The organism is Cytobacillus sp. FSL K6-0265 (assembly GCF_038003465.1).
GTDB lineage: Bacteria > Bacillota > Bacilli > Bacillales > Cytobacillaceae > Cytobacillus > Cytobacillus stercorigallinarum.
On the sequence record NZ_JBBOPE010000001.1, the window covers coordinates 3,210,874 to 3,236,795 of the forward strand.

27 protein-coding genes, 1 tRNA gene and 1 other annotated feature are annotated in these 25,922 nt (G+C 39.0%); of the genes, 1 reads left to right on the top strand and 27 read right to left on the bottom strand.

Annotated features, from left to right (window positions below):
- Positions 1 to 16: 16 nt before the first annotated feature.
- The 13 genes from ilvN to MHH73_RS16275 form a co-directional block, all read right to left on the bottom strand.
- Complete coding sequence (gene ilvN / locus MHH73_RS16220; protein WP_191810136.1) at positions 17 to 535, bottom strand: acetolactate synthase small subunit; 519 nt, start codon at positions 533 to 535, stop codon at positions 17 to 19.
- Positions 532 to 2,253 (bottom strand): acetolactate synthase large subunit, encoded by a 1,722-nt coding sequence (ilvB, locus tag MHH73_RS16225; protein ID WP_341068091.1) that lies wholly within the window; start codon positions 2,251 to 2,253, stop codon positions 532 to 534. Before ilvB ends, ilvN begins: the two co-directional genes overlap by 4 nt.
- A gap of 69 nt (positions 2,254 to 2,322) precedes the next feature.
- Positions 2,323 to 2,581 (bottom strand) — a binding site (T-box leader).
- 947 nt (positions 2,582 to 3,528) lie between these two features.
- Complete coding sequence (locus MHH73_RS16230; RefSeq protein ID WP_341068094.1) at positions 3,529 to 4,128, bottom strand: hypothetical protein; 600 nt, start codon at positions 4,126 to 4,128, stop codon at positions 3,529 to 3,531.
- Positions 4,109 to 4,738: a hypothetical protein gene (locus MHH73_RS16235; RefSeq protein ID WP_341068096.1), complete on the bottom strand. Its 630-nt coding sequence runs from the start codon at positions 4,736 to 4,738 to the stop codon at positions 4,109 to 4,111. The genes MHH73_RS16230 and MHH73_RS16235 overlap by 20 nt, the downstream gene beginning before the upstream one ends.
- Before the next feature lie 21 nt (positions 4,739 to 4,759).
- Entirely contained in the window at positions 4,760 to 5,572 is an 813-nt protein-coding gene (locus MHH73_RS16240; protein ID WP_341068098.1) for a hypothetical protein, read from the bottom strand.
- A 145-nt stretch (positions 5,573 to 5,717) separates the two neighbouring features.
- Positions 5,718 to 6,491, bottom strand: coding sequence for a hypothetical protein (locus tag MHH73_RS16245; RefSeq protein WP_341068101.1), 774 nt, complete (start codon positions 6,489 to 6,491; stop codon positions 5,718 to 5,720).
- A gap of 300 nt (positions 6,492 to 6,791) precedes the next feature.
- Positions 6,792 to 6,995 carry a hypothetical protein gene (locus MHH73_RS16250; RefSeq protein ID WP_341068103.1) on the bottom strand — a complete coding sequence of 68 codons (204 nt, stop codon included), beginning with the start codon at positions 6,993 to 6,995 and terminating at the stop codon, positions 6,792 to 6,794.
- 255 nt (positions 6,996 to 7,250) lie between these two features.
- Positions 7,251 to 7,583: a cysteine-rich VLP protein gene (locus MHH73_RS22500; RefSeq protein WP_445662526.1), complete on the bottom strand. Its 333-nt coding sequence runs from the start codon at positions 7,581 to 7,583 to the stop codon at positions 7,251 to 7,253.
- A gap of 120 nt (positions 7,584 to 7,703) precedes the next feature.
- Complete coding sequence (locus tag MHH73_RS16255) at positions 7,704 to 7,955, bottom strand: helix-turn-helix transcriptional regulator (protein ID WP_341068106.1); 252 nt, start codon at positions 7,953 to 7,955, stop codon at positions 7,704 to 7,706.
- Positions 7,956 to 8,104: 149 nt separating this feature from the next.
- Positions 8,105 to 8,227, bottom strand: a complete 123-nt coding sequence (locus MHH73_RS16260) for a hypothetical protein (protein ID WP_341068110.1) — start codon at positions 8,225 to 8,227, stop codon at positions 8,105 to 8,107.
- Positions 8,228 to 8,811: 584 nt separating this feature from the next.
- On the bottom strand, positions 8,812 to 9,105 hold the full coding sequence (locus MHH73_RS16265) for a DUF3102 domain-containing protein (protein ID WP_341068113.1): 294 nt from the start codon (positions 9,103 to 9,105) through the stop codon (positions 8,812 to 8,814).
- A 264-nt stretch (positions 9,106 to 9,369) separates the two neighbouring features.
- Complete coding sequence (locus MHH73_RS16270) at positions 9,370 to 9,855, bottom strand: hypothetical protein (RefSeq protein ID WP_341068115.1); 486 nt, start codon at positions 9,853 to 9,855, stop codon at positions 9,370 to 9,372.
- Between the two features lie 671 nt (positions 9,856 to 10,526).
- On the bottom strand, positions 10,527 to 10,739 hold the full coding sequence (locus MHH73_RS16275) for a hypothetical protein (protein WP_341068118.1): 213 nt from the start codon (positions 10,737 to 10,739) through the stop codon (positions 10,527 to 10,529).
- A 130-nt stretch (positions 10,740 to 10,869) separates the two neighbouring features.
- Between MHH73_RS16275 and MHH73_RS16280 the strand changes: the two genes are divergently transcribed.
- Positions 10,870 to 11,100, top strand: a complete 231-nt coding sequence (locus tag MHH73_RS16280) for a helix-turn-helix domain-containing protein (RefSeq protein ID WP_341068120.1) — start codon at positions 10,870 to 10,872, stop codon at positions 11,098 to 11,100.
- 278 nt (positions 11,101 to 11,378) lie between these two features.
- Here MHH73_RS16280 and MHH73_RS16285 read toward each other — a convergent pair whose 3' ends face one another.
- The 14 genes from MHH73_RS16285 to MHH73_RS16345 all read right to left on the bottom strand — a co-directional run bounded on the left by MHH73_RS16285 (position 11,379) and on the right by MHH73_RS16345 (position 25,804).
- Positions 11,379 to 11,954, bottom strand: a complete 576-nt coding sequence (locus tag MHH73_RS16285) for a recombinase family protein (RefSeq protein ID WP_341068123.1) — start codon at positions 11,952 to 11,954, stop codon at positions 11,379 to 11,381.
- A 275-nt stretch (positions 11,955 to 12,229) separates the two neighbouring features.
- Complete coding sequence (locus MHH73_RS22505; RefSeq protein WP_445662527.1) at positions 12,230 to 12,394, bottom strand: LIM domain-containing protein; 165 nt, start codon at positions 12,392 to 12,394, stop codon at positions 12,230 to 12,232.
- A gap of 54 nt (positions 12,395 to 12,448) precedes the next feature.
- On the bottom strand, positions 12,449 to 13,201 hold the full coding sequence (locus tag MHH73_RS16290) for a helix-turn-helix domain-containing protein (RefSeq protein ID WP_341068126.1): 753 nt from the start codon (positions 13,199 to 13,201) through the stop codon (positions 12,449 to 12,451).
- A 141-nt stretch (positions 13,202 to 13,342) separates the two neighbouring features.
- The gene (locus MHH73_RS16295) at positions 13,343 to 14,320 is read right to left on the bottom strand and encodes a tyrosine-type recombinase/integrase (RefSeq protein WP_341068129.1); all 978 of its coding nucleotides are present in this window, start codon (positions 14,318 to 14,320) and stop codon (positions 13,343 to 13,345) included.
- A 118-nt stretch (positions 14,321 to 14,438) separates the two neighbouring features.
- Positions 14,439 to 14,515, bottom strand: a tRNA-Arg gene (locus MHH73_RS16300).
- Positions 14,516 to 14,624: 109 nt separating this feature from the next.
- Positions 14,625 to 15,137: a metallophosphoesterase gene (locus tag MHH73_RS16305; RefSeq protein ID WP_341068132.1), complete on the bottom strand. Its 513-nt coding sequence runs from the start codon at positions 15,135 to 15,137 to the stop codon at positions 14,625 to 14,627.
- 13 nt (positions 15,138 to 15,150) lie between these two features.
- Entirely contained in the window at positions 15,151 to 15,744 is a 594-nt protein-coding gene (locus tag MHH73_RS16310; protein ID WP_341068133.1) for an XTP/dITP diphosphatase, read from the bottom strand.
- Between the two features lie 101 nt (positions 15,745 to 15,845).
- Entirely contained in the window at positions 15,846 to 16,916 is a 1,071-nt protein-coding gene (locus MHH73_RS16315; RefSeq protein WP_341068135.1) for a GerMN domain-containing protein, read from the bottom strand.
- A gap of 115 nt (positions 16,917 to 17,031) precedes the next feature.
- On the bottom strand, positions 17,032 to 19,176 hold the full coding sequence (recQ, locus tag MHH73_RS16320; protein ID WP_341068138.1) for a DNA helicase RecQ: 2,145 nt from the start codon (positions 19,174 to 19,176) through the stop codon (positions 17,032 to 17,034).
- Positions 19,177 to 19,314: 138 nt separating this feature from the next.
- A complete protein-coding gene (racE, locus tag MHH73_RS16325) occupies positions 19,315 to 20,112 on the bottom strand; it encodes a glutamate racemase (protein ID WP_191810124.1) in 798 nt (265 codons plus the stop codon).
- A 12-nt stretch (positions 20,113 to 20,124) separates the two neighbouring features.
- A complete protein-coding gene (locus MHH73_RS16330; RefSeq protein ID WP_095372354.1) occupies positions 20,125 to 20,583 on the bottom strand; it encodes a MarR family winged helix-turn-helix transcriptional regulator in 459 nt (152 codons plus the stop codon).
- A 217-nt stretch (positions 20,584 to 20,800) separates the two neighbouring features.
- Positions 20,801 to 21,025, bottom strand: a complete 225-nt coding sequence (locus tag MHH73_RS16335) for a helix-turn-helix domain-containing protein (RefSeq protein ID WP_066191568.1) — start codon at positions 21,023 to 21,025, stop codon at positions 20,801 to 20,803.
- A gap of 149 nt (positions 21,026 to 21,174) precedes the next feature.
- Positions 21,175 to 21,642 carry an acyl-CoA thioesterase gene (locus MHH73_RS16340; RefSeq protein ID WP_191810122.1) on the bottom strand — a complete coding sequence of 156 codons (468 nt, stop codon included), beginning with the start codon at positions 21,640 to 21,642 and terminating at the stop codon, positions 21,175 to 21,177.
- A 283-nt stretch (positions 21,643 to 21,925) separates the two neighbouring features.
- Positions 21,926 to 25,804 carry a 5'-nucleotidase C-terminal domain-containing protein gene (locus tag MHH73_RS16345; RefSeq protein WP_341068143.1) on the bottom strand — a complete coding sequence of 1,293 codons (3,879 nt, stop codon included), beginning with the start codon at positions 25,802 to 25,804 and terminating at the stop codon, positions 21,926 to 21,928.
- Between the last annotated feature and the right edge of the window lie 118 nt (positions 25,805 to 25,922).

A 25,922-nucleotide genomic window follows, 5' to 3' on the forward strand; every position in this document is an offset into this window, starting at 1 on the left:
TTCATCATTTATTTTTTTATACAATTGAAAAGTTATGTTTTTGTTGCGACTGTCTTTGTGTCCCTCTAGGGAAAGCCGTTGTGCCCGTTCTAGCAATCTCTTTAATACCATATGGCTTAATTAACTCTAGGAACGCTTCGATTTTTTCAGATTCACCTGTAATTTGGATGACTAAACTATCTTTGCTTACGTCAATGACAGAAGCTCTGAAAGGCTCAATTAAGGAATAAATCTCATTTCTTGTGTGCGGATTAGACTGTACCTTTATCAAAGCTAGTTCTCTAGCAACAACTGCTTGATTTGTAATATCCGTCACTTTCAGTATGTCTACCTGCTTATTGAGCTGTTTCGTAATTTGCTCGCTTTGTTGTTCTGACTCTACATAAATTACACATGTGATTCTTGACATCCCCTCCTGTTCAGATAAACCAACTGAAATACTTTCGATATTATAATTTCGTTTAGAAAATAAATTAGTAATTCGATTAAGTACACCAGGTTTATTTAAAACGAGTAGCGATATGATTCTCTTCATTCTTTCACACCTACCATCTCATGAATCCCTTTACCCGGAGCGATCATTGGAAAGACATTTTCATCAGCATCGACACGGAAATCTAGCAATACAGGCTCTCTTGTGTGTAATACTTCAGCTAACACTCTCTCCGCTTCTTCTTCTGTCGTTATGCTATAACCTTTAATATCGTAAGCTTCAGCTAGCTTCACAAAATCAGGTTGAACAGGAATCTTGCTATGTGAAAAACGTGATTCATAGAAAAACTCCTGCCATTGTCTGACCATCCCCAGAGATTGATTATTGAATATTGCGATTTTTATTGGTAAGTTCATTTCTTGTATAACCGCTAATTCCTGTGTTGACATTTGAAAGCCAGCATCACCGACAATCGCAAGCACACAACTATCTGGATCAGCAATTTGAGCACCAATACTTGAAGGTAAACCAAATCCCATCGTTCCAAGGCCACCAGATGTAACCCACCTATCCGCGTGTTTAAAGCGATAGTATTGCGCTGCCCACATTTGGTGTTGTCCGACATCTGTCGTGACAATCGCTTCGCCTTTCGTGTTTTCATACAAGAGCTCCATTACCCTTTGCGGCTTTAACTTAGGCGATGCTTGATCATAATGGAAAGGATGAGCAGCACTCCACTGTTTTAATGTTTCCATCCATTCGCTATGAGCTGGTTCATTACATTCTTCTTGAAGAAGTGCGAGTAGCGCAGCCTTTGCGTCTGCTACAATCGGAATAACTGTCGGTACATTTTTACCAATTTCTGCTGGGTCAATATCGATATGTGCAACCTTTGCATTCGGAGCAAAATGTTCCAAATTACCTGTTAAGCGGTCATCAAACCTTGCCCCGATATTAATCAATAAGTCACATTGTGAAAGAGCCATATTCGCTGTATAACAGCCGTGCATCCCACCCATGCCAATAAATAATGGATGGTCACTTGGAAAGCCACCAAGACCAAGTAATGTATGAACAACTGGTATTTTTGTTTTTTCCACATACTGTAAAAGTTCGGTTGCCCCCTTCGAATGAAGAATACCTGCCCCCGCTAAAATGACTGGTTTCTGTGCTGCTCCTACCGCATCTGATAGTTTACGAATTTGCAAGCGATTAGGCTTTAATGTCGGTTGATAACCGGGTAAGTCCATTTCTGCTTCTTCGGGTCTTTCGGTAATCGTCGATGCTATATCTTTAGGAATATCAATGAGCACTGGACCGGGTCTGCCTGTCGTTGCAATATAGAACGCTTCTTTAATGACTCTTGGAATATCCTCCAATTGGCGAATTTGAAAATTATATTTTGTAATCGGTGTTGTAATTCCTAAAATATCTGCTTCTTGGAATGCATCTGAACCAATCACACTTGTTGCTACTTGGCCTGTAAAGGCTACAATTGGTAATGAGTCCATCATCGCATCAGCCAACCCTGTTACGATATTCGTTGCTCCCGGGCCGGATGTTGCTATGACGACACCAGGCTTACCTGAAATCCTTGCGTAACCTTCCGCAGCATGTATGCCGCCCTGTTCATGTCTAGGGAGAACATGAAGGAAATTCGCATCATAAATCTTATCGTAAATCGGCAAAACCGCTCCGCCAGGGTAGCCAAAGACGACTTCTACATTTTCCCTTTCTAACGCATCCATTAATAAGTCTGCGCCTGTAATCGTCTCAAGCTTTGTTTTCACTTCTTCTGTTAAGGCAGCTTCCCGCACCATCGCTCTTTAACCTCCTTATTAAAATAAAATATAAAAAAGCCTCTCCATCCCTCTTTGACCAAACATTGGTCAAGGGATGAAAAGGCTTTGATCACCATTCCACGGTACCACCCTTGTTCGCGTTTTTAAATATGCACGCGCACTCAGTAACAGCATAATAACTGCTAAGCTTAGATAACGGGTTCCTTCGACCCGGAAGACTCTACTAATTGTTCAAGTCTCCACTCCGAGGTGAGTTCATTTTAAGACTGGTTTACCGGTTTCCAGCTTGCCCGGCTCTCTGCAAAACCTACATCAAAAAACTACTTATCCTCATCAACGCTTTTAGTTTCTCACTTTAAACCACTAAAATTTCGTTTGTAAAAATAAAAGGAAAATAACGCTGCTTCCAATTTCATTTTCGATTTATTTTGTTGTGCTTTGCTTTGTTGAGGACTATCTTACGCCCATTTTTAAAAGTCGTCAACACCTTTTCGAAAAATTATTTGATAATTTAGATTAATCTGTTTTCGTGTATCCGCTTACATCATTGATCTATTAACCTTTTAATTGGACAAAATTTTTTATTGTTTTTATTCATGCAGCATGCGAGAAAAGTAAGTGAAGTTCTTTTTAGGATGTGGTATTTGAGCAGCTTATTGAGCAAACGAGCACGGCGAATTGAAGCCTATTAAAAGATTAATCATGAGCATTCATTTTCGATAAATACTATACAAAGAAACTACTACCTTCAGGGATCATTTCATTTTAGTCTATTTTTTTAATATTTAATCACGTAATAACGTGATAACTTCTACCATATTCCGACTCATTTTTTCATTATTTGATAAAAACCACCAGGATTAAAGAAGATTTTCATTTATTACATCCTATCACTATTATTTTAAGATAGTATTTTTATATTTGTTTTTCTTGGGTTTACAATTAAGGATGGACAACAACAAAGGAAATAACTTGTGGGTAATTTAATACGAAATCGATTTCTAGCTCAAAACAAAAAAAGCGCTAATCCAGGTTTTCACCGGAATCAACGCTAGTGTTGGTAGATAAATATGTAGCTAATGGCGTCCCAGGAGAGATTCGAACTCCCGACGGCGCTTTAGTCGCTTGTACCCGTTATATAACCAAACGATTGTTGATACGGGCATTGAGCGCTCAACGACCGTTTACTGAAATCTTATCATTATATGTAAGTTTTCGTCAATTCATTTCATTAAAACGTTGCGTCGTATTTAGTCGGTTACTATCCACTTGAAAGTACAACAAAAACCTTTCTTAACTTGCCACAAACGTTAATGACTTCGTTCCCTTTATCTCCGAATCCTGTGCAGTAAATTCTAAAGTGTAATGTTCGTTAGGAACTAGTGGTTTAAGCAGAAGTTTTAACCTATAGTACTTCCCTACACATTTTTCAGCAGAGCTATTACTTATATAATAGTTATATTTACTAAAATGGTACATTGGGGCAATAGGGGCACCTTGGTTAATAAATAATTCAATTTCTTTATCAGAAGTAATTTGAAATTCGAACTCTGCGCCAGTCTGACTAGGTGTATTTACAATTACTGTGATTTCCGAAGCCGTTGAGCTCGAGAAAGTATATCCTTGCTCAGGAAAAAGTGTAATATCCAAGTTATTTTGTCCAGATGTCTTCAAAGAAAAAAGCTCTTGAGAGAAACGATCTTTTTCAGTTTGTAAATCATCTTTGATTTTAAGAATAGTGTTAATTAAAAACGATATTGCAATAATTAAGCATAAATAAACTCCTGTAACGACAATTAAAAACAAAGTACCCTTACCTAAATAATAACCCCAGACCGCACTGCCTAACATTAAAATAATTTGTATAACCCAATTAATTAACTGAAATCGCACTTGTTGTTTCCCCTAATATCTTTAATAATTCTTCTTCATCTTTTGTGTTTATAGATAAGGCACCATTAAGTTTATTTACACTAATGAAGACATTACCATAGAGGAAATTAACAAAAGTTATGGTTTTAGCATCTACAAGCTCCTTTAATTCCTCAAACGGAATACCAGAATATTCAAAGTCTTCTTCTTCTTCTTCATTAGTCAATTCTAACTTTTTAATATAAGCTTTTGTAGCGTTTAATAGGGATAATATACTTTGATTATTGATATTAAATGGTATCGGTTTTAAATCGTACTCTTTCTCAATAAAGTCTATAATTAACCCTGTATAGTTACTGTTATTGTTCTCAAGAAAAAATATTCCACCGATTAAAAAGGCATTAACATATTGGGAAAATGGAACAGTAAGTTCAACTCCCCCTTTTTTAGTTTTACTGACATGTTCGTCAGAAAGTTGAAAAACAACATGATACTGACCATCATTTATTTTTGTGGAGTTAAATAGTGATACATCCTCTTCTTGTTTAGAGAATAATTTCCATGTTTTTTTAATAGTACTTTGTTTGAATGGATATTCTTTTGATTCAATGCAATATAAATTGAATTTCATATTTCTCACCACCTAGAGATTTTATTCTCCACCTACTATTTCAATTATTTTATTACTTAAGTATATAATAAATTTTTTTAACTCATTATTATTAGGAAGCTCTTTTTGATTAATTACAATTCTATGGTCATTTTTATACAATTTAACCGAGATAAAATTTGGCACATTACCTTCTATGTTCTCTGCAGGTAACTCAAATGAAATATAAACCATTTTTCCCTGATCCTTATAAAGGCTATCTATGAGTGAGTCATTTTCACTATCGGCAACATCTTTTTCGTATTGCACTTTAGTAGTACTATCTTGTTCATTTTTCACTTTTTCCAATCTAACTTCGTTCCATTTATATTTATTCCGGATATTTCTCATTAGTGTATCAGTTAATCGGAAGTTTGAGACTTCAAATCCTAATTTTTCAATAAGGTTCTTTATACTACCCTTTATTTTTTCTTCTGTAGTATCTTCAAATACAACAATTACATAGTAGGTTTCTAAAATAAAAATTTTTGCTTTACTATAGAATTGCTGCTGTTGCTTTCTTGAGTTCACATAATCACTTTCATTGTCGCTGTCAATATAAGCTTGTGCATAGTAACCTAGGGAACCTTGACCCGTAGCAAAAGCCTCCAATACTTTAATACCGTCATACTCAGTAAACTTTACTTTTAAAAAACCCTCACCATCAACAACGCCATTATCTAAAATAAGGGAGTTGAATTTTCCCATGTTTTCTGCAATTTTTTCTAAATCTAAGTACCCATCATCTTTTGAATAAAAAAGATTCATTTGCTCTTTATGGTTTTTATTAAGTGAGTATATATTAATTACAGTCATAAAAACTCTACTCTCCTTGTAGATACGGACTTACATTAAATCCCTGAATGGTTAAATTATATCATTCCTACAAGGTGAATTATTATTTTTTACCCGATTTTTTAAAATTTTATTACAAAGAACGAGAGCTATGAAAGCCCCCGAATTAATTTCCACGCACTTTACCTTTCTCCTTCAAACGTTGATATGCGGACTTTCCTGCATTCTCTAGCTCTTTTTCCGACCTTAGCCCCCGCTTTTTAATCGCTTCTAACATCGATATTTCTATGCTTGCCTTGCTTTGAATGTCACTTTGAGCGATACTTTGCAAGTGTCGTAAAATCGAATCAACGACTGTCCGATGTGCTATGCGTTGTCTTAACGTAGAATCTGCCGGCAGTTTTTCATTTAGTATTGCCTTAATGTCTAGCCAGTGGGTGAGAAGCTGCCGCACAACCTCCCGATTGAGTTCCGCGCTTTTCAAATATGACAAGACCGTGTCAGTATTTGACATACCATCGATTTGTGCCACTATTCCCCCTGCCTCTTGCTCTATTCTAAACTTGTCAAAAGTGAGCTTATCGCCTATATCAATTGTTTTACTCTTAGACGACGATATTAGTTCTTCTAATTTATCATTAAACACGGCTTCCTGCTCCTTTAACCGCTTGGTAAACTGGTACCTTAAAGCTTCAATATCTTCTTTTTTACCAAGGTCCGAAAGCCGAGAATCATTCTTTATTTCTTGGATTTTTTCTTCATACTCGCTTATCCCCCATTCTATTTCCGACTGAATCTTGACAAGCTCAGGAAAATTCGGTTTAACCGCTACCCCCGAACCAATTAATTGTGCTCCAATGTGCTCCTGTACTGAATAAAACTCACCTACCATGAGTCCCTGTTCGTTTTCCCTCGTAATGAATATTTTTATTTCTTCCATTTGTCATTTCCCCTTTATAGTTAGTTTTGTTATCGTGTACGCTTGGTTGCCATACGAAAATGCCCGTCATCAATATTCGATAGCTTTACGTTTCACATAAACCCTGTTCGGTGATATATACTTTAGCTACCTTCTCTGCCGTGAACTGCGCAGACCTACCAGTTGCTTTCGTTTAGTCTTCGGGTTTACATAATACGCAACCGTCTACTCTCGACCTGATTACGAGTTCCACCTTGTTTCCCTTTTGTTTAATATCCCGTTAGAACTTTACCGCTCATGTCATCAACTGACTCAACGACTTCACCTCGAATCATACTCATCCCTCCTCCAATAAAATTCAACTTCACCGCCGAACAAACGCGCTAGACCTTCTTTTTGAAGCGTTTCCCACTCTTGATCGTACATGTTGAACGCGAGGATATCCGACGACTTCTCGTATAGGTCACGGTCTTCGTAGGATTTACGTGCATGCTTATGCTCGAGTTTTACGTTTACTATCGACATCTGAAAAGCCCCCTAAATTCCGGATTGCATATTGCGGGTAAGTCACCAATCGCAGTTGCCATTCGTTTGCCACGTTTCAGCTTGCGTTTTCTACGTTTCTTTTCCATTACCGTTTCCCCCTATTATTCAGTGTCATTCGAATTCAAAAACCATGTTTTAGACATATAAGTCTCGGTCAATTATCCAACCTCTAAAATCGCCTGTATACACGATAAAATCGGTACTTATACGCTCCAATTGATCCTTAATTGACCCTTAATCTCGGTGCCTGTTATAGTAGCGTCTGTTCTGCTCACGCTTTTGCCGTTTTGTAACGTCTCCTCTACATTCTTCGCAATATTTTTGAGCATTACTTTTTCGGGTATAAGCCAATCCACAACGTTTACAAATTACAGTGTTTTCATATACAGTTCCTCGCGCCTGCCAATAATCACGTTCTAATTTCTGTTCAGCCGGTAATACCGAACGCTCAAAATAAGGACAGCGCAAACAGCCCGCCGATAAGACACACGGAGCATCTATCGGTAGGCACATTTCTTTATCGTAGTTAGCACATTGTCTCTCAGCTAACCGTTGTAACTTATTCAAAGGTAATCACCCCGCTTTACAAACAAACCGGCACACGGGTGCATATCCTCATCATAAACAAGTACGATGTCAACGTAGGTTTCATCGTTAAGCAACGTTTTAACTACACCCCTTCCAGATTTATAAAACTGCGTCATGCAGTATCACCCGCTTGGCTGAGCCATTGTTAATGGCATGCAATGTTAACTGAATAACGCTGATTTGTTGAACACCAAATACTTCCTTAACTCTCTGTTCTAATCTGTGACTAATAGGTTGACGTTCCGTTTCTATAATCGCAATCAACGCACGGGATACCCCGAGCAGTTCCGCAACCTCAATCTGAGATAGCCCGTTGAGTTTGCGCAGCGCAGTAAACACCTTAGCGTCCATATCTTTCTTCCTTTCTACAAAATGTTATATAAACCCCTAAAAATAAGGGTTGTTCGTAAAACCGCTGGCTTGTTTGCGAACCCCTCTATAAGTAGAGAGAATAGGTGATTTGTTTACGTAGTTTTGTGATTCCAATCAGAATTTTTTCGCTAAGATTTAAAACGTTGCCAATGAATCCATTCCATAGCATACGGCATTAAGTTACGTTGGTTTGCTTGTTCAACATCTTGAAGTAACATAGCATTCGGAATATCACTTTCATCGGGCTGCAAATCGAAAGACACCTCGGCAACCTGTCGACTAGACGGACACTTTAATAATCCATATTTCACGGCACACTCCGATAGTTTCCGTCCGCTCCGCTCGATGTAGTAGTATTCTCGAGTGGTCAAATTGAAACGACGATACACCCCGAATCTCTCGCAAGTCAAGGATTTACCATTACGAGCCGTTGTATAAAACCACGATTGACAAACTTCACACCGTTTGACCCTAGTAGGCTCGAACTTAACCTCTCGCCACGTTATATTACAGTAACCTTCCCAGATGAGTGCCTCGTCAATTATTTGCCGGTAAACCCGCCGTTCTTCCCTGCGTAACTTTAGCACTCGTTCATGGAACTGCTTAGACTCGACACCCCCGACATATTCTAGGAACTTATCGACAATAGCGTCGAATAGCTTCATCGTTTCTGTCTCCGGTAATCCTATGTCAATAACCGCCTGCACTTCCTTTACGTATGTTTTCAACTAAACCGCCTCCGATTTTGGTTTATTTTGTTAACATTCTCACCCGTCTTCCTTGCTTTAGATTTCGTTTTTAGTCCACAACTCGAGTAACTTACGCATAAGTGTTGCTACTTCATATAAGGCTCGGAAAGGTAACTCCGACCACGTGGTCGTATTTGATCCAAACTCCTCTGCACCTTCATCAATCTCTGCGCCTGCCTCTGTATACTGACGCTTTCAAGCCACTTACCGAACCCCCCGCGTGCCAAGCCGTTTTCCTTAACGTGCTTGAGCCGTTTACCAATTTCGAATATAGCTTCGCCTGCTACACGTTGATAAGCGTTTATTTCCGATGTTATTACGACTAAGTCATCGGATAACTCGTTAGATACGTCACCACCGAATTTGATGGTTGTGGTCATAATTTTCGTTCCACCTTAATATTCGGTTAGATTAACCTTCGGTATATTACTTTGCATGTTCTTACGAAGTAAGGTTATGCCGAGTGAGCGTGAGCGAACGAGTATGCTTTTGAATACGCATGTAATGTTTTCGCATGTAATGTTTTGTTGCTATTTTATATATTGCTATTTTACGTTTGTTATTTTTACTGTACCTTAATAGTAACAGTTCAAAGTACCGATAATGGAACAATGAGAACTGACTTAAAAGGAACAACAGGCATCCTACCTAAGAATTACGCTGTAATCCGGTACTATCTTCTCGCCATCATCGTTAACTAAGTACCCATCCTCGGAAATTCTCGGACTGAATGACGGCTTATACCATAGGAATCTCTTAGTTCCCTCATAGTGGTCGCGTACATCGGTTAGGATTCCGTTGGCTTTTAAAATTTCCGTTAGCCGCTTGTGCCTTTTACGGTCAATTCCGGTCATTTCGTATATACGTTCTTGACTCGGAAAGGCATAGCCGAATCTGGCATTAATCGATCCATCCGCCCGATATTTGTTGCCATCAATATATGACATGATTGCGAAGTAGAACGGAATAATATCGCCTACTTTTGTTTTAGGCTTAATTGCCCGAACCTCTGCTACGATTCTCGGAAACACTTTTCGCATAAGTTCTCGGTTAAACACTTCGTATCCCTCCACGTCTAATAATTGTTGTTTGTCGCTTGGCAAAACCTTGCGTTGTTGTTCATTGGTCATCGTTATATTCCCCCTGTTTATTATTTGCGTGGCTACCGACAGATTACAGTCGAACGTCATCACGCTTAGATATATCGTTTAGTACACGGTGGAACTCGTTAGTAGCTTCGAATATGAATACGGCATTTCCACGTACTGTCCTAGACGGGCGTAACTCAATGATACGGAAGCCCTGCTCTAGCAGCTCATTCGCAATGTGTAGCGATAGAATAACCTTGCGTTTCACTTATACTACCTCCTTTAATTCTGTTAGATTTTTTGCTGTACACTTACTAATAGACCGAAAGTTTCCGTTTGTGGACCAAATTTTTATCGCATCTATATTCTAATAACAATTTTTTTGCCGTTCGTGGGACATTTCTCCACCTCTACTTTCTAATAACAATTTTCTCAGCGTTTTTGGACCACGGTTTCTAGATTTGTCTCCGTACATTTACTAATAGACCAAAAAGTTGTCGTCCGTGGGACAAAATCCCTTATATTTATATGAACCAATTTCACCTCCGTCCGTGGGACAAAATTCCTTACACTTATATGAGCCAATTTTCTAGACGTTCATGGACCATTAAGACGCAAATAACCCGACCTAGATCGCAGTTCGCCAAAACTACGTTAGATCGGGCGTATTATTTTCGTTTATTTATAGCGCCAACAGTTCGGTCTTTAGCTTATTATCTTTGCACCTTGATGTATTTCTCGGTCCTGCCATCGGAGCCGATCCATACAAGCATTCCGTCTCGTTCGATTTCGCCAAGCATTTCGCAGACAGTAGCGTCTTCCCACTCGTACTCCGACATAACCTCGGCGACTTCGTTCGGTAGCCCCTTTGCCAAAAAGTAGCTACGTAGCCTTTCGTTCTCACGTTTATACTCTTGCTTAGTCATAACAACACCACCCTTTACGATTGTTACTTCCGACTACGTAACGTAGTCAATAATTAAATACTACACCGACTACGTTAATTAGTCAACAACTGTGCTATAATTTAGGCAAAATAATTAGGAGGTAATTATCTTGACAAAACCATCGAACTTTTACGTTGCAAGTAACCTTAAACGGATTCTCGACGAAAAGGAAGACATGTCGATACGACAACTCGCTGAAAAAGCCGAGCTAAATTTCGAAACGGTCCGACGATTGTACAACGATGAGACTCGCCAATATCAGCGTGATTCAATCGCAGCTGTGTGCGTAGTATTAGGAATCGGAATTGGCGACTTACTCGAGATTAAAGAACGAAATTAAACGAGTAAACGCGGTATTGTGTAACGGTTCATTACAGTGACATCACGAAGAATAAACGAGTTAAAACGGCATATAAGAAGAAACTCGGTATTTTACCGTTAAGGTAACGACATCACGAATTAAATGTATATACACCTCGTTACACACTACCGAAATATGTAAGCGTGTAAACATCGGGCAAGGCACCCACGACGGACACGCATCGAAAAACCTCAAGGGTCACGACAAACAGACGATCGTTTAATGATAGCTATCGTCTATATACGTTCATCTTCGACTTATTTCGCATTTGTTTCTTCCTTTGATTTCCGTTCTCTATTACGTCTAACCAACGTCGCCTTAGAGATTCCGGTGAGCCGTTCTACTTCGGTATACGAGTGATTTGCAAGCAAGTCCAACGCGTGATCAACTTGTGTCTTACTGTGTTTACGCGGTCTTCCTTCCCGAAAGTCATCCCGTTGCTTGGCGATGGCTTTACCTTCCTGAGTACGTTCTATGATTATATTGCGTTCCATTTCGGCTACGGCGAGCAAAGTTTGTAAAAAGAATCGGCCCATTGTCGTATTCTCTAATAGCCCTACGTTAAGCACATGTACCTTTACGCCCTTTGCAAATAAGTCCTCGATGATCTCTATCCCTTCTCGTGTGTTACGTGCAAGTCGGTCTAGTTTCGTAACTACTAATGTGTCCCCTTCGTCCACAATGCTAAGTAACTTTCGAAATTCGGGACGATTCGTTTTTGTTCCCGTAAACTTTTCCGAGTAAATTACTTCGCATCCTTCTGATTTTAACGATTGTAATTGCGATTCCAACTCTTGATGTACCGTTGACACCCTTGCATATCCGTATTTCATAACGACCCCTCATTTATGATTATTAGTTTTGATCACGTTCGATACATTGATATTACTACATCAACAAAACGTAGTCAATACTGTTAAGTTATGATTATGAATAACAGGCTTTTGGTTGTATTAACTGTATCTAATGAGGTTGATCGAGTAAATTATTATCAACGTATAGACCCCCGGGGGCAGGACAGAAAAGCCACGCCTGCCGGGTCTGCGGAAATTCACGTTAAAATTTTTATAACTCGGGGCAATCGTGAACTCAAACATAGCAGTCCACTTTATTGATTCTGATAACACGACCCACAATAAATCTTACCGTATGCCTCGTAGGTTTCGTTATCGCTTAAAGTTTGCCTACAGTCGTAGCATTCGTACGAATTGCGCCCGTTGTAATCGTAAAGTGATCCTGAATTCCCCGTCTTATAATCGCTCATAGGTGACATTCCCCTCTCAGTTGTATTCCGTATAATACTATTCACCCACGACCAAACGAATGCCTACAATTCTTCGGCAAAGCTCGGCAATGTTGCGTACATTAATCGGTCTAGCACGCGGTCTAATACACCATGGTAATAACCGGAAATGTTTCGTATAGCCTTGCGTTTGGTCGCTTTAAACGTAGTCATGACGGCTTCAATTCCGCAGTTTAATAGTTCGCTAGCTTTATGGCAATTCTTTATGTATGACGTTTGCGCACGGTAAATACCGTATAGTTTATTCGTCAGCTTAGCGTCTTTAACATAATAATCAACGGTTTCTTTAAACTGAACGTAAGGTGTCGTAGGCGTGCTATACGTATTATTATTTATAACAGTATTTTGTTTAAAAGAAATAAATGGTTCGTTTTCGATTTCCGATGGCTGAACGATTGCCACGACTGGCTCGATGCTATCCTCACGCGTGGACACTTCCGCCTGGTCATTTGGCTCAAACGGCAACACTTGAATAATATTAGCGCCTTGACCTCCGGTAACTTTACGCGTCGTAACTAGCTTCCGAATGACGCGTAACTCTTGCAGACGATTAATTGCACGGCGGACAGTTTTCTCACTCTTGTTTACTCTTTCAGCGATTGTCGTCACTTTTAAATGCGCAGCGCCTGCAAATTTGACCGCATAGCAAGCGATAGTGTTTAGGACAGCACGGTCAGTTTCGGACAAATCGTAATAGTGTTCCGAGAGGTGGTCGGCTATAGCTTCGTTTAGTTGCTGCTTTGATTGGAATGTTTGGTAGTCGGATAGATAGTGCATCGGGTTTCCTTTCCGCGCCAACCCTGTTTTTAAGCATGCTCGAATAAGCGTTGACTATAACGCTTTTTTTCGATATACTTATGCTATCGTTTATTATTCAGGGCGTTAGGTTGTTGGTAGCAACCTGCGCTATTTTTTTGTCTATAAAAACTTTCGTAAACTCTCGGCTACTTCGTCTTTGTCTAAGTGAAGGTAACGAGTAGTGATTGCTAAGTCGCTATGACCTAACGCCTTTGAAATCAAAGCCACGTTTGCCCCCTTTTTCAGCAAATTCTTCGCAAAGCCACGTCTAAGAGCATGCGGATTGATGTTCTTAAGTCCGTACTCTTTTGCATAAACAGACAACCTTTTCGTTATATTGTTATTACTCGGACTCGTTTGGATGGTACCGCCGTTTTTCGATAAAAATAAGTAGTCGTTATTCGTACGTTGGGCTTCTCTAACAAGCGCATTCTGCTCGATCAATGCGGACAATAGACGGGCCAGTGTATCGTCAATCGGTAAATAAATAGACTCGTGGTTTTTAACGATGCCACCGTCCACCATGAGCAGACGACTAGCGACTTTTACGTGGTCTTCTCGGAGTTGTGCGAGTGTACCAACACGGATGCCCGTTTGATACATAAGTAAAATCGCAGCTGCATCTCGAAGCTCGACGAATTTTGTTAAGTCTAACATCGCAAGAAGTATCTTAACTTCTCGGTCGGTTGCACCCTCTTTCACAGGACTATCTACTCGAATTTTTATGCTGTTCCAAAAATTATGCGTAAGGTAACCGTTAATGAAGCACTTAGACAAAAACGCTTTTAGACACTTTAGGCGCGTAAGTTTCGTTTGGTTACTGACTTTCATAGACGATAGCCACGTATAAATACAATCGGCGTTTAATTCTTCCATAACAGTAACGCCTGTAATTTCGGTAAAATGGTTAACATGAAGTTCGTAGTCACTGATCGTCCGTTCGCGGAGTCCCGATGCCTCCATTTGACGAATGACTACGGCTAATGCGTTTTGAATCGAAAACCCTTCCGGGCGTTGAGGTGTTGTAATTTGAGGCGGCGCGTCAAAAATATCGGATAAATCCCGACGAACCGTTAGCGATGGTTTTCGTTTAGTCATAAAAAATAAGCCTCCTATTGCGTCCGTTGACCGAATCATTGACCGTATCAACTAACGCCCTAGAAGGCTTATATAACGGGGCTTACGCCCATTTAGTGGTAGATAAATATGTAGCTAATGGCGTCCCAGGAGAGATTCGAACTCCCGACCGACAGCTTAGAAGGCTGTTGCTCTATCCTGCTGAGCTACTGGGACTTAATATCAAGACAATATTTATTATACGCAGGATAAACTGAAGTGTCAATTCATTTTTAAATAAATTTATAATTGGAAGAGAACTGCTGTAATCCTAGCAGTTCTCTTGTTATGCAAATGAGAATGATTGCTGCCATTCTTGGAGTTCGATGCCGTCTCTCGTCCAAATGGAAACGACCACTTTTTGCGCTGTCCAATCTACCAGCATATATGTTTTTTCTTTCGGTTGCCTTGGTAGCGAGATGCTATTTGGGTTGAGATAAAGGATTTGATCTACCATTTCAGCACCTAGTTGATGTGAATGACCAAAACAAACGATACGTGCAGCAACTTCTTTTGCTCTTAAGCTTAAACCTAATAATGAGGATTTCACACCGTACAGATGACCATGTGTAATCCATACATTGCCGTTATCTGTATCTATTAATTCTTCGTTTTTATAGCGAGCATCGGTATCGCAATTCCCTCTCACTGCGACATACCCAGCCATTTCAGCTTGGTCGCTACTTAATTCAGAGTCCCCACAATGAATCATATAGTCGACATTTTGACTGTGACGTGCTTTTAGTTCTTGCAGGATGTCACCATCACCGTGGCTGTCACTAACGATGAGTAACTTCATGTTATCCTCCTCCTTAAAGAATAGTTGGAAGATCTTTTTCTAATTGCTTTAATGCATGTCCTCTATGGCTAATGGCTGCTTTTTCTTCTGATGTTAACTCTGCCATCGCCTTGTTCTTTGCATTCGCCCAAAAGATGGGATCATAGCCAAAGCCATTGGTTCCTTTTCGTGCATAAAGAATTTTACCTTCACACGTTCCTGAAACGGTATATGTTTTCTTTCCAGGGATAGCTACCGCCAATGCACAATAAAACCGAGCATCCCGCTTATCTTCCGGTATATGTTTCATTTCTTCCAGTACTTTATCTATATTCGCTTCATCATTTTTTTCTTCCCCTGCATAACGAGCGGAAAATATTCCTGGGCGTCCTTCAAGGGCATCAATTGATAATCCGGAATCATCAGCGATCACCGGTCGATTCATTAAGCGCGAAATTTCTTCTGCTTTTAAAACGGCATTTTCTTCAAAAGTCGTACCCGTTTCTTCCACATCTGGCATATCAGGATAGTCATGTAATGTTTTCACTTCATAACCGAGTGGTGCAAACATTTTTTTAAATTCCTCTGCTTTGCCTTTATTCTTTGTGGCAATAATAATCTCAGACATATAGCGTTTCCTTCCTTTTATGTTCGTCATAAAAAATAAAGAGAAGAGGAGGCCCCTTTCCTCACTCTTCTCATTCTACTATAAAAGGATGGTGATACCAATTAATAGCTGCCAGTATTCACACTTTCAGGTCTTGAAACAGGCTCTAGCTTTTCGCCATCTTCATCAAGTAAATCAGCCTCGCCATTCACTGTCACAGCAACAGATTCAACATCTGCTTGTTCTGTCAGTGATAACGCTAAAACTTTTAATACATTTTCGCTAATGACATTTTCTTCCCCACTTGAGAAAATCGATTCATCGAAATCAAGCGTAATCGTTCCCTCTTCTACTTTCGGTTCACCTAGTAAAGCGACTTCACTCGGCAAGACAGCAGAAAGTTTAGATCCTAAAGAAGGGTCCCCTAACTCGTCAATGATTGCCATTACATTATTGTCGACATTATTTGATACTCGTTTTGTTACTGGGACGAAGTACTTTTCCTCTTCTTCGCCACCCATGTAATAAACGGTCACTGGTTTTGTATTTGTAATATCTGTGACAACAGAGTTATCATAATTGATACCGATAGAGCGACTTACTTCTTCGCCAATCGGTGTACCATTGACTGGCATTTCTTTAATCGCATTCCCATTTATGCTTAATTTTACTTGTTCTATTTCATCAAATTGGGTCAATGTCCATGTGACTGATTGCAGGACTCTTGCTTCATCTTCTGGATTATACTCAGCAAATTCCTTAGAAAAATCAACATGAGCCACTTTATCTTTTACATCAACCGTCATTTTTGTATCAGCTGGTAACACTGCGCGGAAATTATTTGGTAAGAGTTCAGTTACTTTTCCATCTACCACTAAATATTCTAACGCTTGTTTAGCAACAGAATTCGTACTCGGTAAATCTAATGTTTGTGATACAACATAGCCATTATTGTCAATTAAGTATAATTCTGTTGGAATCGTTGTTGTCTCTGCCGCCTCATCAGCAGCTCCACTTTCCTCACCAGTTGTCTCTTCTGTCTCTACATTGGCATCTTCGTTATTAATGGACATTTCACTCGGTGGGTCAATTTTCTCTTTCTCCTCTCCACCAAATAATCCACAACCTGATAACAAAGCAGATGAAACTAATACAGCGGACACTGCGATGGTCGCTTTTTTATTTAAAGACATAACCTTTCCCTCCTAAGACAGTTTGTACTACATGTATACGAGCCTATTTACAAAATAGACCGCCTTTAGGAAAGAAAGTCTTCTATTCTTTTAGACAAATTTGGACAAAGCTTGTTTAAACAAGATGATGTTTCGTTAAAACAGCCTTAATTTGAAAATAATCAATTGTATCATCATTGAGTTCATCCTTAATTGGCCTTAACTTTTCTACACCGACTTTATCTGCAGCTACAAGTACTTCCTCTTCTACCTGCTCATTGAAAACTTGGTCCCAATCAATCGGATGGCCTTCTGCTACCGCTCTAAAAATATGATTTTGAATCGTTATCGGTGAAAAAGAACGCTCTTTAGCAATCTCAGAAATTGTTTTACCTAATTGAAAGGCTTCATAGGACTGAATATGACTTCCTGTCCCTTCAGCCACCTTTTTATTTACAGGTTGTGCCTTCACAAAGTGTTGCTCTTTGATCTCGATGTCATTTTTCTCAGTAAAAACTTTAATCGCTTCTAGAAAAGCTTCCCCATATTTACTATACTTCATTTCACCAACACCTTTGATCGATAGCATTGCTTCTTTCGTAGCAGGGAAATACGTACACATTTCCTTTAAAGCCGTATCAGCAAAAACAACATAGGGCGGTACACCTTGTTCTTGTGCTAAGTTTTTTCTTAACTCCCTTAAGATAGCAAATAACTCGCTATTTTCTTCTCCAGCCGAACGTTCTTCTATCTCTTTATCTTCAGAAATTTTCATATATACTTGGGCTTCTCTTTTTAAAACCGGGATCGCTTCATCTGCTAAAATAACGGTCGGATATTGTCCATCTGTCATGGAAAGATAGCCTTCCGCAAGTAAATAATTGATCATATCAACAATTTGCTTTTCTGTTTTTTCTTTCATAAGCCCGTATGTCGTAAGTGTATGAAAAGACAATTGCTTAATCCGTTTATTCGCCGATCCTTTTAACACTTGAGCTGTTAGCTTAACACCAAAGCGCTCTCCCATTCGTTTAATACACGAGAAAATCATCATCGCTTCATTCGTGATGTCAACAGATTGTCTTTCATCTAAACAGTTAGAACATTTATTACATACTGAGACATCCTGATTGGCAAAGTAAGCGACAATATAGGATTGCAAGCAACTCTCTGTATGACAATAATTCGTCATCTGTCTTAGTTTTTCATATTCTTGTTCGCGAAGGCTTGTTGAAAGCTCGCTCTTTTCTATAAGGAATTTTTGTAGGAGAATATCTTGAGGAGAGTAAAGTAAAATACATTCACTTTCTTCCCCATCTCGTCCCGCTCTTCCAGCCTCTTGATAATAAGCCTCGATGTTTCGCGGCATATTATAGTGCACCACATAACGTACATCCGGTTTATCAATCCCCATCCCGAACGCATTGGTAGCAATCATCAACGACACTTGATCATGGACAAATTTTTCCTGAGCGTGTTTACGATTATCCTCAGAAAGACCAGCATGGTATCTTTCCACTTTATAACCTTTCTTCAGAAAATGTTCATATAATTGATCCGTCTGTTTTCTGCTAGAAGTATAGATAATACCTGATTCTTCTTTTCTACTGGATACATAGGCTTCTAAATACTTGCGCTTATCTCTTCCTTTTAACACTTGAAAAGAAAGGTTCGTTCGGGCAAAGCCCGTAACAAAAATATGCTCTTTTTCTATATGCAATAAGCGACTAATATCTTCTTCTACATTTTTCGTTGCTGTCGCTGTTAATGCAGCAATCACAGGCGTATTCGTAAGGGAGAAAATCCTGTCCACAACGGAACGATAACTCGGTCTAAAATCATGTCCCCATTGAGAAATACAATGCGCTTCATCAAAGACAATCATTGACAAATGAATGTTCTCCATAATCGTTAGAAACTCCATTGATTCCAGACGTTCCGGAGCTATGTAGACAAGCTTATATTCCCCTCTTAACAGTCGCTCTTCTGTTTCCGCATATTCCTTGTAAGAAAGACTACTATTCATATAGGCTGCAGGAATTCCTGCTTCAAGAAGGGCATCTACTTGGTCTTTCATCAGTGAAATTAAAGGGGAGATAACGATTGTCACACCGTCATTCATAAGTGCGGGTATTTGAAAGGAGAGTGATTTACCACCGCCAGTTGGTAAAATGCCAAGTACATTGTGGCCATGATTTAAATGCTGAATAATATCTTTTTGACCTGGTCGAAAACTTGTATATCCGAAATACTTCTGCAAATGCTCCTCTGCTGTTTGCATATTCCACCCTCACCTCATTTTTTTATTTATTTATATTTAAAAGCATAACGCATCCCGTTTCTTTCTCGCAATCTATTCATTAAAAAAACACCAAATACAATCAATGATCGTTCATTGATTGTATTTGGTGCCTCCATATTATCCGAGTTGTATACGCTCCACATCGTTTATCTCTCTATGCAACCATTTTGTGGCAATGTCTTTGAACATCGCTTCAGAACCTGTTGTGAAAAAGCGGTGCTGAGGCTCTTCTTCACTCGTGTTTAAAAAGCCGCGATCATAAAGAATCGTGCTCGCTTCTCGAGCGGTTTCATCTCCGGAACTAATCACGTTAACACCTTCACCCATGACTTGTTTAACTAAATTCTCTAGCAGTGGGTAATGTGTACAGCCCAATATCAATGTGTCTAAACCTTTATTTGTTAACGGACCTAACGTTTCTAGAACGATTTTCTTTGCAAACACACTCTCGTACTCTCCACTTTCTACCAGTGGGACAAATTTAGGGCAAGCTAAGCTATGAACGACCGTACGATTATTGATCCCTTTTAAAGCGAGTTCATAAGCACGACTCTTCACTGTTCCCGCTGTACCAATGATGCCAATAATATGATTTTCTGTGACTTTTAGCGCTGTTCTAGCTCCAGGAAAAATAACGCCAATGACCGGAATTGGTAGCTCATTTTTAATATCATCTAATGCCACAGCAGTCGCAGTGTTACAGGCAATAATGAGCATCTTCACTTCTTTTTCTAATAAAAACTTGGTCATTTGCCATGTGAATTCTTTTACTTCTTCCCCAGACCTCGGACCATATGGACACCGAGCTGTATCTCCTAAGTAAATAATATTTTCATTAGGTAACTGACGCATCACTTCTTTTGCAACAGTTAATCCGCCAACTCCTGAATCAATAATACCTATCGGTTGTTTCACTTTCTTCTCGCCTCAATCTCTTTTCATATCTTGATGCAACTTTCTTAGATTCTCCCTTAAATGAACGACCTCTTCACCGGAAAAATCCTTTAATACTTCTTGCAAATAATCTTGTCTTTTGTCGATTACTTCTTCTATAATTCTTTCGCCTTCCTCCAATAGATGGATTCTTACAACGCGGCGATCATTAGGATCTTTTACTCTTTTTACTAATTCACTTTTTTCCATACGATCGACTAAATCTGTCGTTGTACTAAAGGCTAAGTACATTTTATTCGATAATTCGCCAATTGTCATGTCCCCGTCCTCTAATAACCATTGTAAGGCAATAAATTGCGGAGGTGTAATCGTATAATTGCTTAAAATTTCACGGCCATGTTGCTTAATGATTCCAGAAATATATCGTAAATCCTTTTCTATATCTGCTACAACTTCATTTACATGTTCATTTCTATGTTCTCTTACGTTCATTCGCTACACTCCTATATATCATCGAAATATTCGGTTATTCCGTTACTTTTTAACCCTCATTTTATTGTCACCTTTTTCAGAAGAAAATTCAAGCGAGAACTGTAAGCAAACTAAAAAAATATGTCAAGAAAAGAAAAACGAGCATAGCGCCCGCCTAGAAATACTAAAACTCTATTACATTGATAACCGGCAATCCAGTCGGACTGCCGGTCTAAAATTATAACTCTAGCTCTCCCATACGAAGGAGCTCTACAACAGCTTGTGAACGCCCCTTTACACCAAGCTTTTGCATGGCATTAGATATGTGGTTCCGAACTGTCTTTTCGCTTATAAACAATTCACCAGCGATTTCCCTAGTTGTTTTATCTTGTACTAGCAGCTCGAATACTTCCCTTTCTCGTTTTGTGAGTAACGGCTTGTGAGTATAATCATTCTCCTTCAAGTATTGTAACCCTCCTTGCCTTTCGCCAGCCATGAATCGCGGGGTGGGTGTGTATTAGTCACCATATCATATGTATAATAAACAATGAGAGTGACTGAAATTCTTGAAGTAGAGAATGTTTATTTTTATAAATGTACGCCTGTCCCTATCTAAGATTGAGGTACATTTATTTTCTCATGAAAAGCATGCTTCATTTCATCGGTCCACGGCGCACCTTTACCAGTTAATTTAGATACCTGAACAATCGTTCCTCTACCTGTAAAGCAAATGTCACCATTCTCTCTTTTACCCATGTAATGAATATCTACCGAAGATTGTCCAATCCTGCCCGCTTTAACATAGATTAAAAGATTCTCATCGAAAAAAACTTGCTTTATATAGTCACATTGAAGATCTGCGACAACAATAAATGTTTCGTTCTCTTCCTTCACCCAATCATCCATAAGATTTAGACTTTTAAAATACTCGATGCGAGCCTCTTCAAAATATACAAATGGCACCGTATTATTCAAATGACCAAACATATCTGTCTCAGAAAAACGCACCTTAACAGGATGAGCAAATGTAAACTCTTCTTCCCATGCCACAATATTTTCTATATAATCAGTTTTTTTCATCTTTAGATCCTCCTTGAAAATGAATGAGCATTCAGTCGTTCTTTTTCTTATTATATCTTTTTTAAAGCGGATACAAAAGAAGAAATTCTTAGATATTCTTATGTTTCTTTCTCTGATTTTGTACCTGTAATGGCTTAAATGGATTATTCAAGTTAAATAATATTTAAGATAGGCCATACTAAAACGATTTGTGTGACATTTGGACAGGATGCCCTAACTACAATAAAAGCCCCAGCACATTCTTTTACGAAGGTGTTGGGGCTTACTTTAAATATATTCTATCCTAAAATCCAAACCACTTTTTAATCATTTCCCAAATCCATCTTGTGAATTCTCTTACCTTATCCTTCATGTGATCAATGATTTCTTGTTTACACTCAGACCAGCTAGTATCAGGGCCTGGAATACATGCGCTCGGCTCTTCGGGATTTTCTGGTTCACCTGGCTCTCCTGGATCCGTTGATTTCTCTTCTGCAATAATTCTTCCTTCCACATCCGGAGCCACTGGATTATGGTTTTCTAAATAGGTGGCAAACACATCATAATCCACTTCAAATAGTTCAGTCATTCTGCCCTCATCCTTGGCTGTTTTGAACATATCATATCCGTCTCCACCATCGGCTGTGAAAGCGTTGGTCGCAACGGTATAGGTTTCCTCTTCATTGATTGCTGTATATTCACCGTCTACTTTCACTTCAACGCCATGGACACGTTCACCCACTGGCTGTGCTTGGTCAAATTTAAAGCGAAGACCTGCCACTTGCATAAATTGGCCGGCACCTTCTTCAATATTTGCTACACTATGTTCTAATGCTTGTTTTATTTCTTCTCCTGTTAAATCAAGTGTGACTAACATATTACCGAAAGGCAACACAGTAAGAACATCGCCAAGCGTAATTTCACCTTGAGCAATAGATGCACGAATACCGCCACCATTCTGCATCGCAATTTGTGTTGGCACAGATTCATTAGCTTTAGAGAGCATACCATCTGCAATCAAGTTCCCTAAATTGGTCTCTTTCGTACGAACATCAGTACGTTCACCATTCAAGTCAACTTCACTGTACCCAACCACTTCTTGTTTTAATTCCTCAAGCGGTTCACTTAACTCATCAAGTTTATTCCGTGCCCATTCATCTTCTTCATAAACATATTCACCGTTCTCATCTTGACTAACAAGATCAAGTAACTCACCATTCCACTCTGACAGTACGCCTTCTTCATCAAAAATAATGTCTAAAGAGCCTAAATATTTATGATACTCATTAGCTTGAACGATTAAAGTTGGTTCTCCATCTTCATTTTTCACCACTGGCTCTTCTAATGTCGTATGAGAATGGCCTCCAACAATCACATCGATTCCTTGAACAGCTTCAGCTAATTCCTGATCGGGCGTATAACCTAAATGGGAAAGTGCTATAATCTTATTAATTCCTTCTTCTTCAAGGGCTGCGACTGTATTGCTAGCCGTTTCAACTGCATCTTCAAAAACAATGGCTTCATCTGGATTCGCCAAAAAAGAAGTGTCCTCTGTCGTTAAGCCAAATAATGCTACTTTTTCGCCATCTACTTCTTTAATGATGGCAGGATAAATCTTACCGTTTTCTCCAGGATTACCAAACTCATTTACTTTTAATTCACTTAAAATCACATCATTATCAACATTCACATTTGCACTAACAAACGGAAATTCTGCATTGGAAACAAAGTCAGCCAGCACTTGCGAATCTTTGTCAAACTCATGGTTCCCAAATGTCATAGCATCATAACCTAAGCGATTCATAAATTGTAAGTCCGCTTGCCCTAAGTACATATTAAAAAATAATGTCCCAGAGAATACATCTCCAGCATCGACTAATAGTGTATTTTCTTTTTCATCTCTTAGTTGATTCACTGCAGTAAATAACCTTGGTACATTTTCTAAATGAGCATGGGTATCATTTGTATGAAGGATACTCATTGAAAATGGTCCGTCATTTTCCTCTTCTACTGCGATGTCTAACTCAACTAATAACGGGTCATGGTCACTAGCTCTACCATGCTCCTCCATGTATAGAGAATTGATATTTAAAACATCTACTTTGGCGGTTTCTACCAAATGATTCGATACTAAAATATGATCAAGTACTTGCATATTTCCTTGGTAATTATACGTGTACTGTTCGTTTTCCGGTAAAGCCTCAATCATATTCGTTAGCTCTTCACCTTTTAATGTTTCTAATACTTGAGTGAATTGAAAATCATTCATATCCCCTAATACAACCACATTCGCCTCTGGGTTTTTAGACTTTATATCTTTCACGAATCCATTTACAGCTTCTGCCAACTGTAATCTTTGTGCTTCACTCACTAATTCTGGTGGTTGATTCTTCCCAAATAGTGGTTCATCACCTGACTTAGAATTAAAGTGATTCGCAACGATAATCACATCTTCTCCATTAAATTCAAACTGTGCAGCTAGTGATTTTCTTGTATCTTGAAAAATTTCGTTCGTTGGATCAATGCGACCTGGATTCAATGTTAATTGACCGTCTTCATATGCAACCGCGTCGTTAGCCCCACCTTTTGGTGCCTCTTTTAATGTGACTCTCTCTGGATTATAGAGATATCCAACTCGAATATTCCCACCCGGTTGACCGCCATCTTGCTTGTCTTCTGGTGCGATATCTACCCAGTCATACGTCGGACCACCGCTTGCGGCAATGGCTGCAATTAATTTTTCATAACTAGCTTTTGCAGTTGTGGTCCCATCATCCGTCGGGCCATTATCATCTTGTACCTCTACAAGACCAATAATATCAGGTGAATTTAACTCATTGACCATTGACTGTGCGATTCTATTCGTCTTTTCTTGGCTTGTACCTGCATAATAATTTTCTATATTATAAGAGGCAACCGTTAATTTTTCTTCATCTTGGCCAAGTTCCGTTGTTACTACTTTTTTTTCTGATTCAATTAGATCTGGTAATGAATCCATATCCACTAACACTTTAAAATTGCTATAACCATAACTAATTACACCGGTGACTGTACCATCAAAACGATCACCCGTTTTAGCTACATAATCATCCTCTTCTAATAAAAGATGCAACCTTTCTGGATTTGCATTATCTTCCGTTAATAATATCCCGCCTTGATCAGTATAAAGTTTATCCTCTTCCTGATTGGCAATGACAGGAATTTCCCCATATTTTTGAGGTGCAACGACTTGAGGATTCTCTACTGCGATGCGCATACCTTCTAAACTCTCATAAAAATCGATACCATCTTCCTCAGGGTCAAAAGTTTGCAATTCATCATTATCAATAATATCATGAGGAATAGGAAGATCTTTTCCTAAAACAATGGCTTCTGGCAAGTCATTTCCTGATGATTCAATGTTTATCCTTCCATTTTGGGCATTGATTTCTGTCATCGCTAAATCTGTTTCTAACTTTTCACTATATCCGTCAAGAACCCATTCTTTCACAAGCCCATCCACTGCAACTCTATCTCCAACTTTCACTTGATGCGTAGGCTTGTAAACGAGTATGCCTTCTGATGTATGTAGATTATCATCTGGCGTATCATCTTGCATATAAAAATTACTGTTATCTACTACTTTTGTTACAATACCTTGTACGGCTTTCACGTTTTGATTTACATAAGGAGACGCATGCCCCGCTCCTTGTATATCATGAATCCTCAGACCTTCAATACCATCCGATGGCTCTTCCTCTTCACCATCGTCAGGGTTTCCATCAGCAAATGTAATTGCAGTTGGATTTTTCAAGCCAGGTACGGTAAAATATGCTTCAAGATTCCCAGTTATTTGTACTTTTTCACCTATAATATCAGGATTAGACTGTAAGCCAAACGTCGCTCGAAAACTACTAGACACTTGAACAGGTAAAATCTTTGACGCATCTTGCTCATTCGCATCATCAGCTATCGCAATATTATAATCATTACTGAAAGGTGGATTAAAATTGTAATTATTCGTCGAAACTGTATGACCTACTATGTAACCTTCTACTGTTGCATTACCTTCGTTATTTTCAATCGCTTCACTCACTGTCAAAACATCTTCTTGTGCTGCTTGTCCCGCTAGAGGGCTGAAGCTAGAAAATACTAACATAAAAATGATCAATAAGGCCAACCATCGATTACTAGCTAATTTCATTCTGTTCCTCCTTCAAATTATTATTAATCTTTCAACAACTGAAATATACCAGTTTTTCTATGATTCGTGTTTATTTATAACAAAAATTCTACATTATTTGTCAAAAATAAGCGGAAAG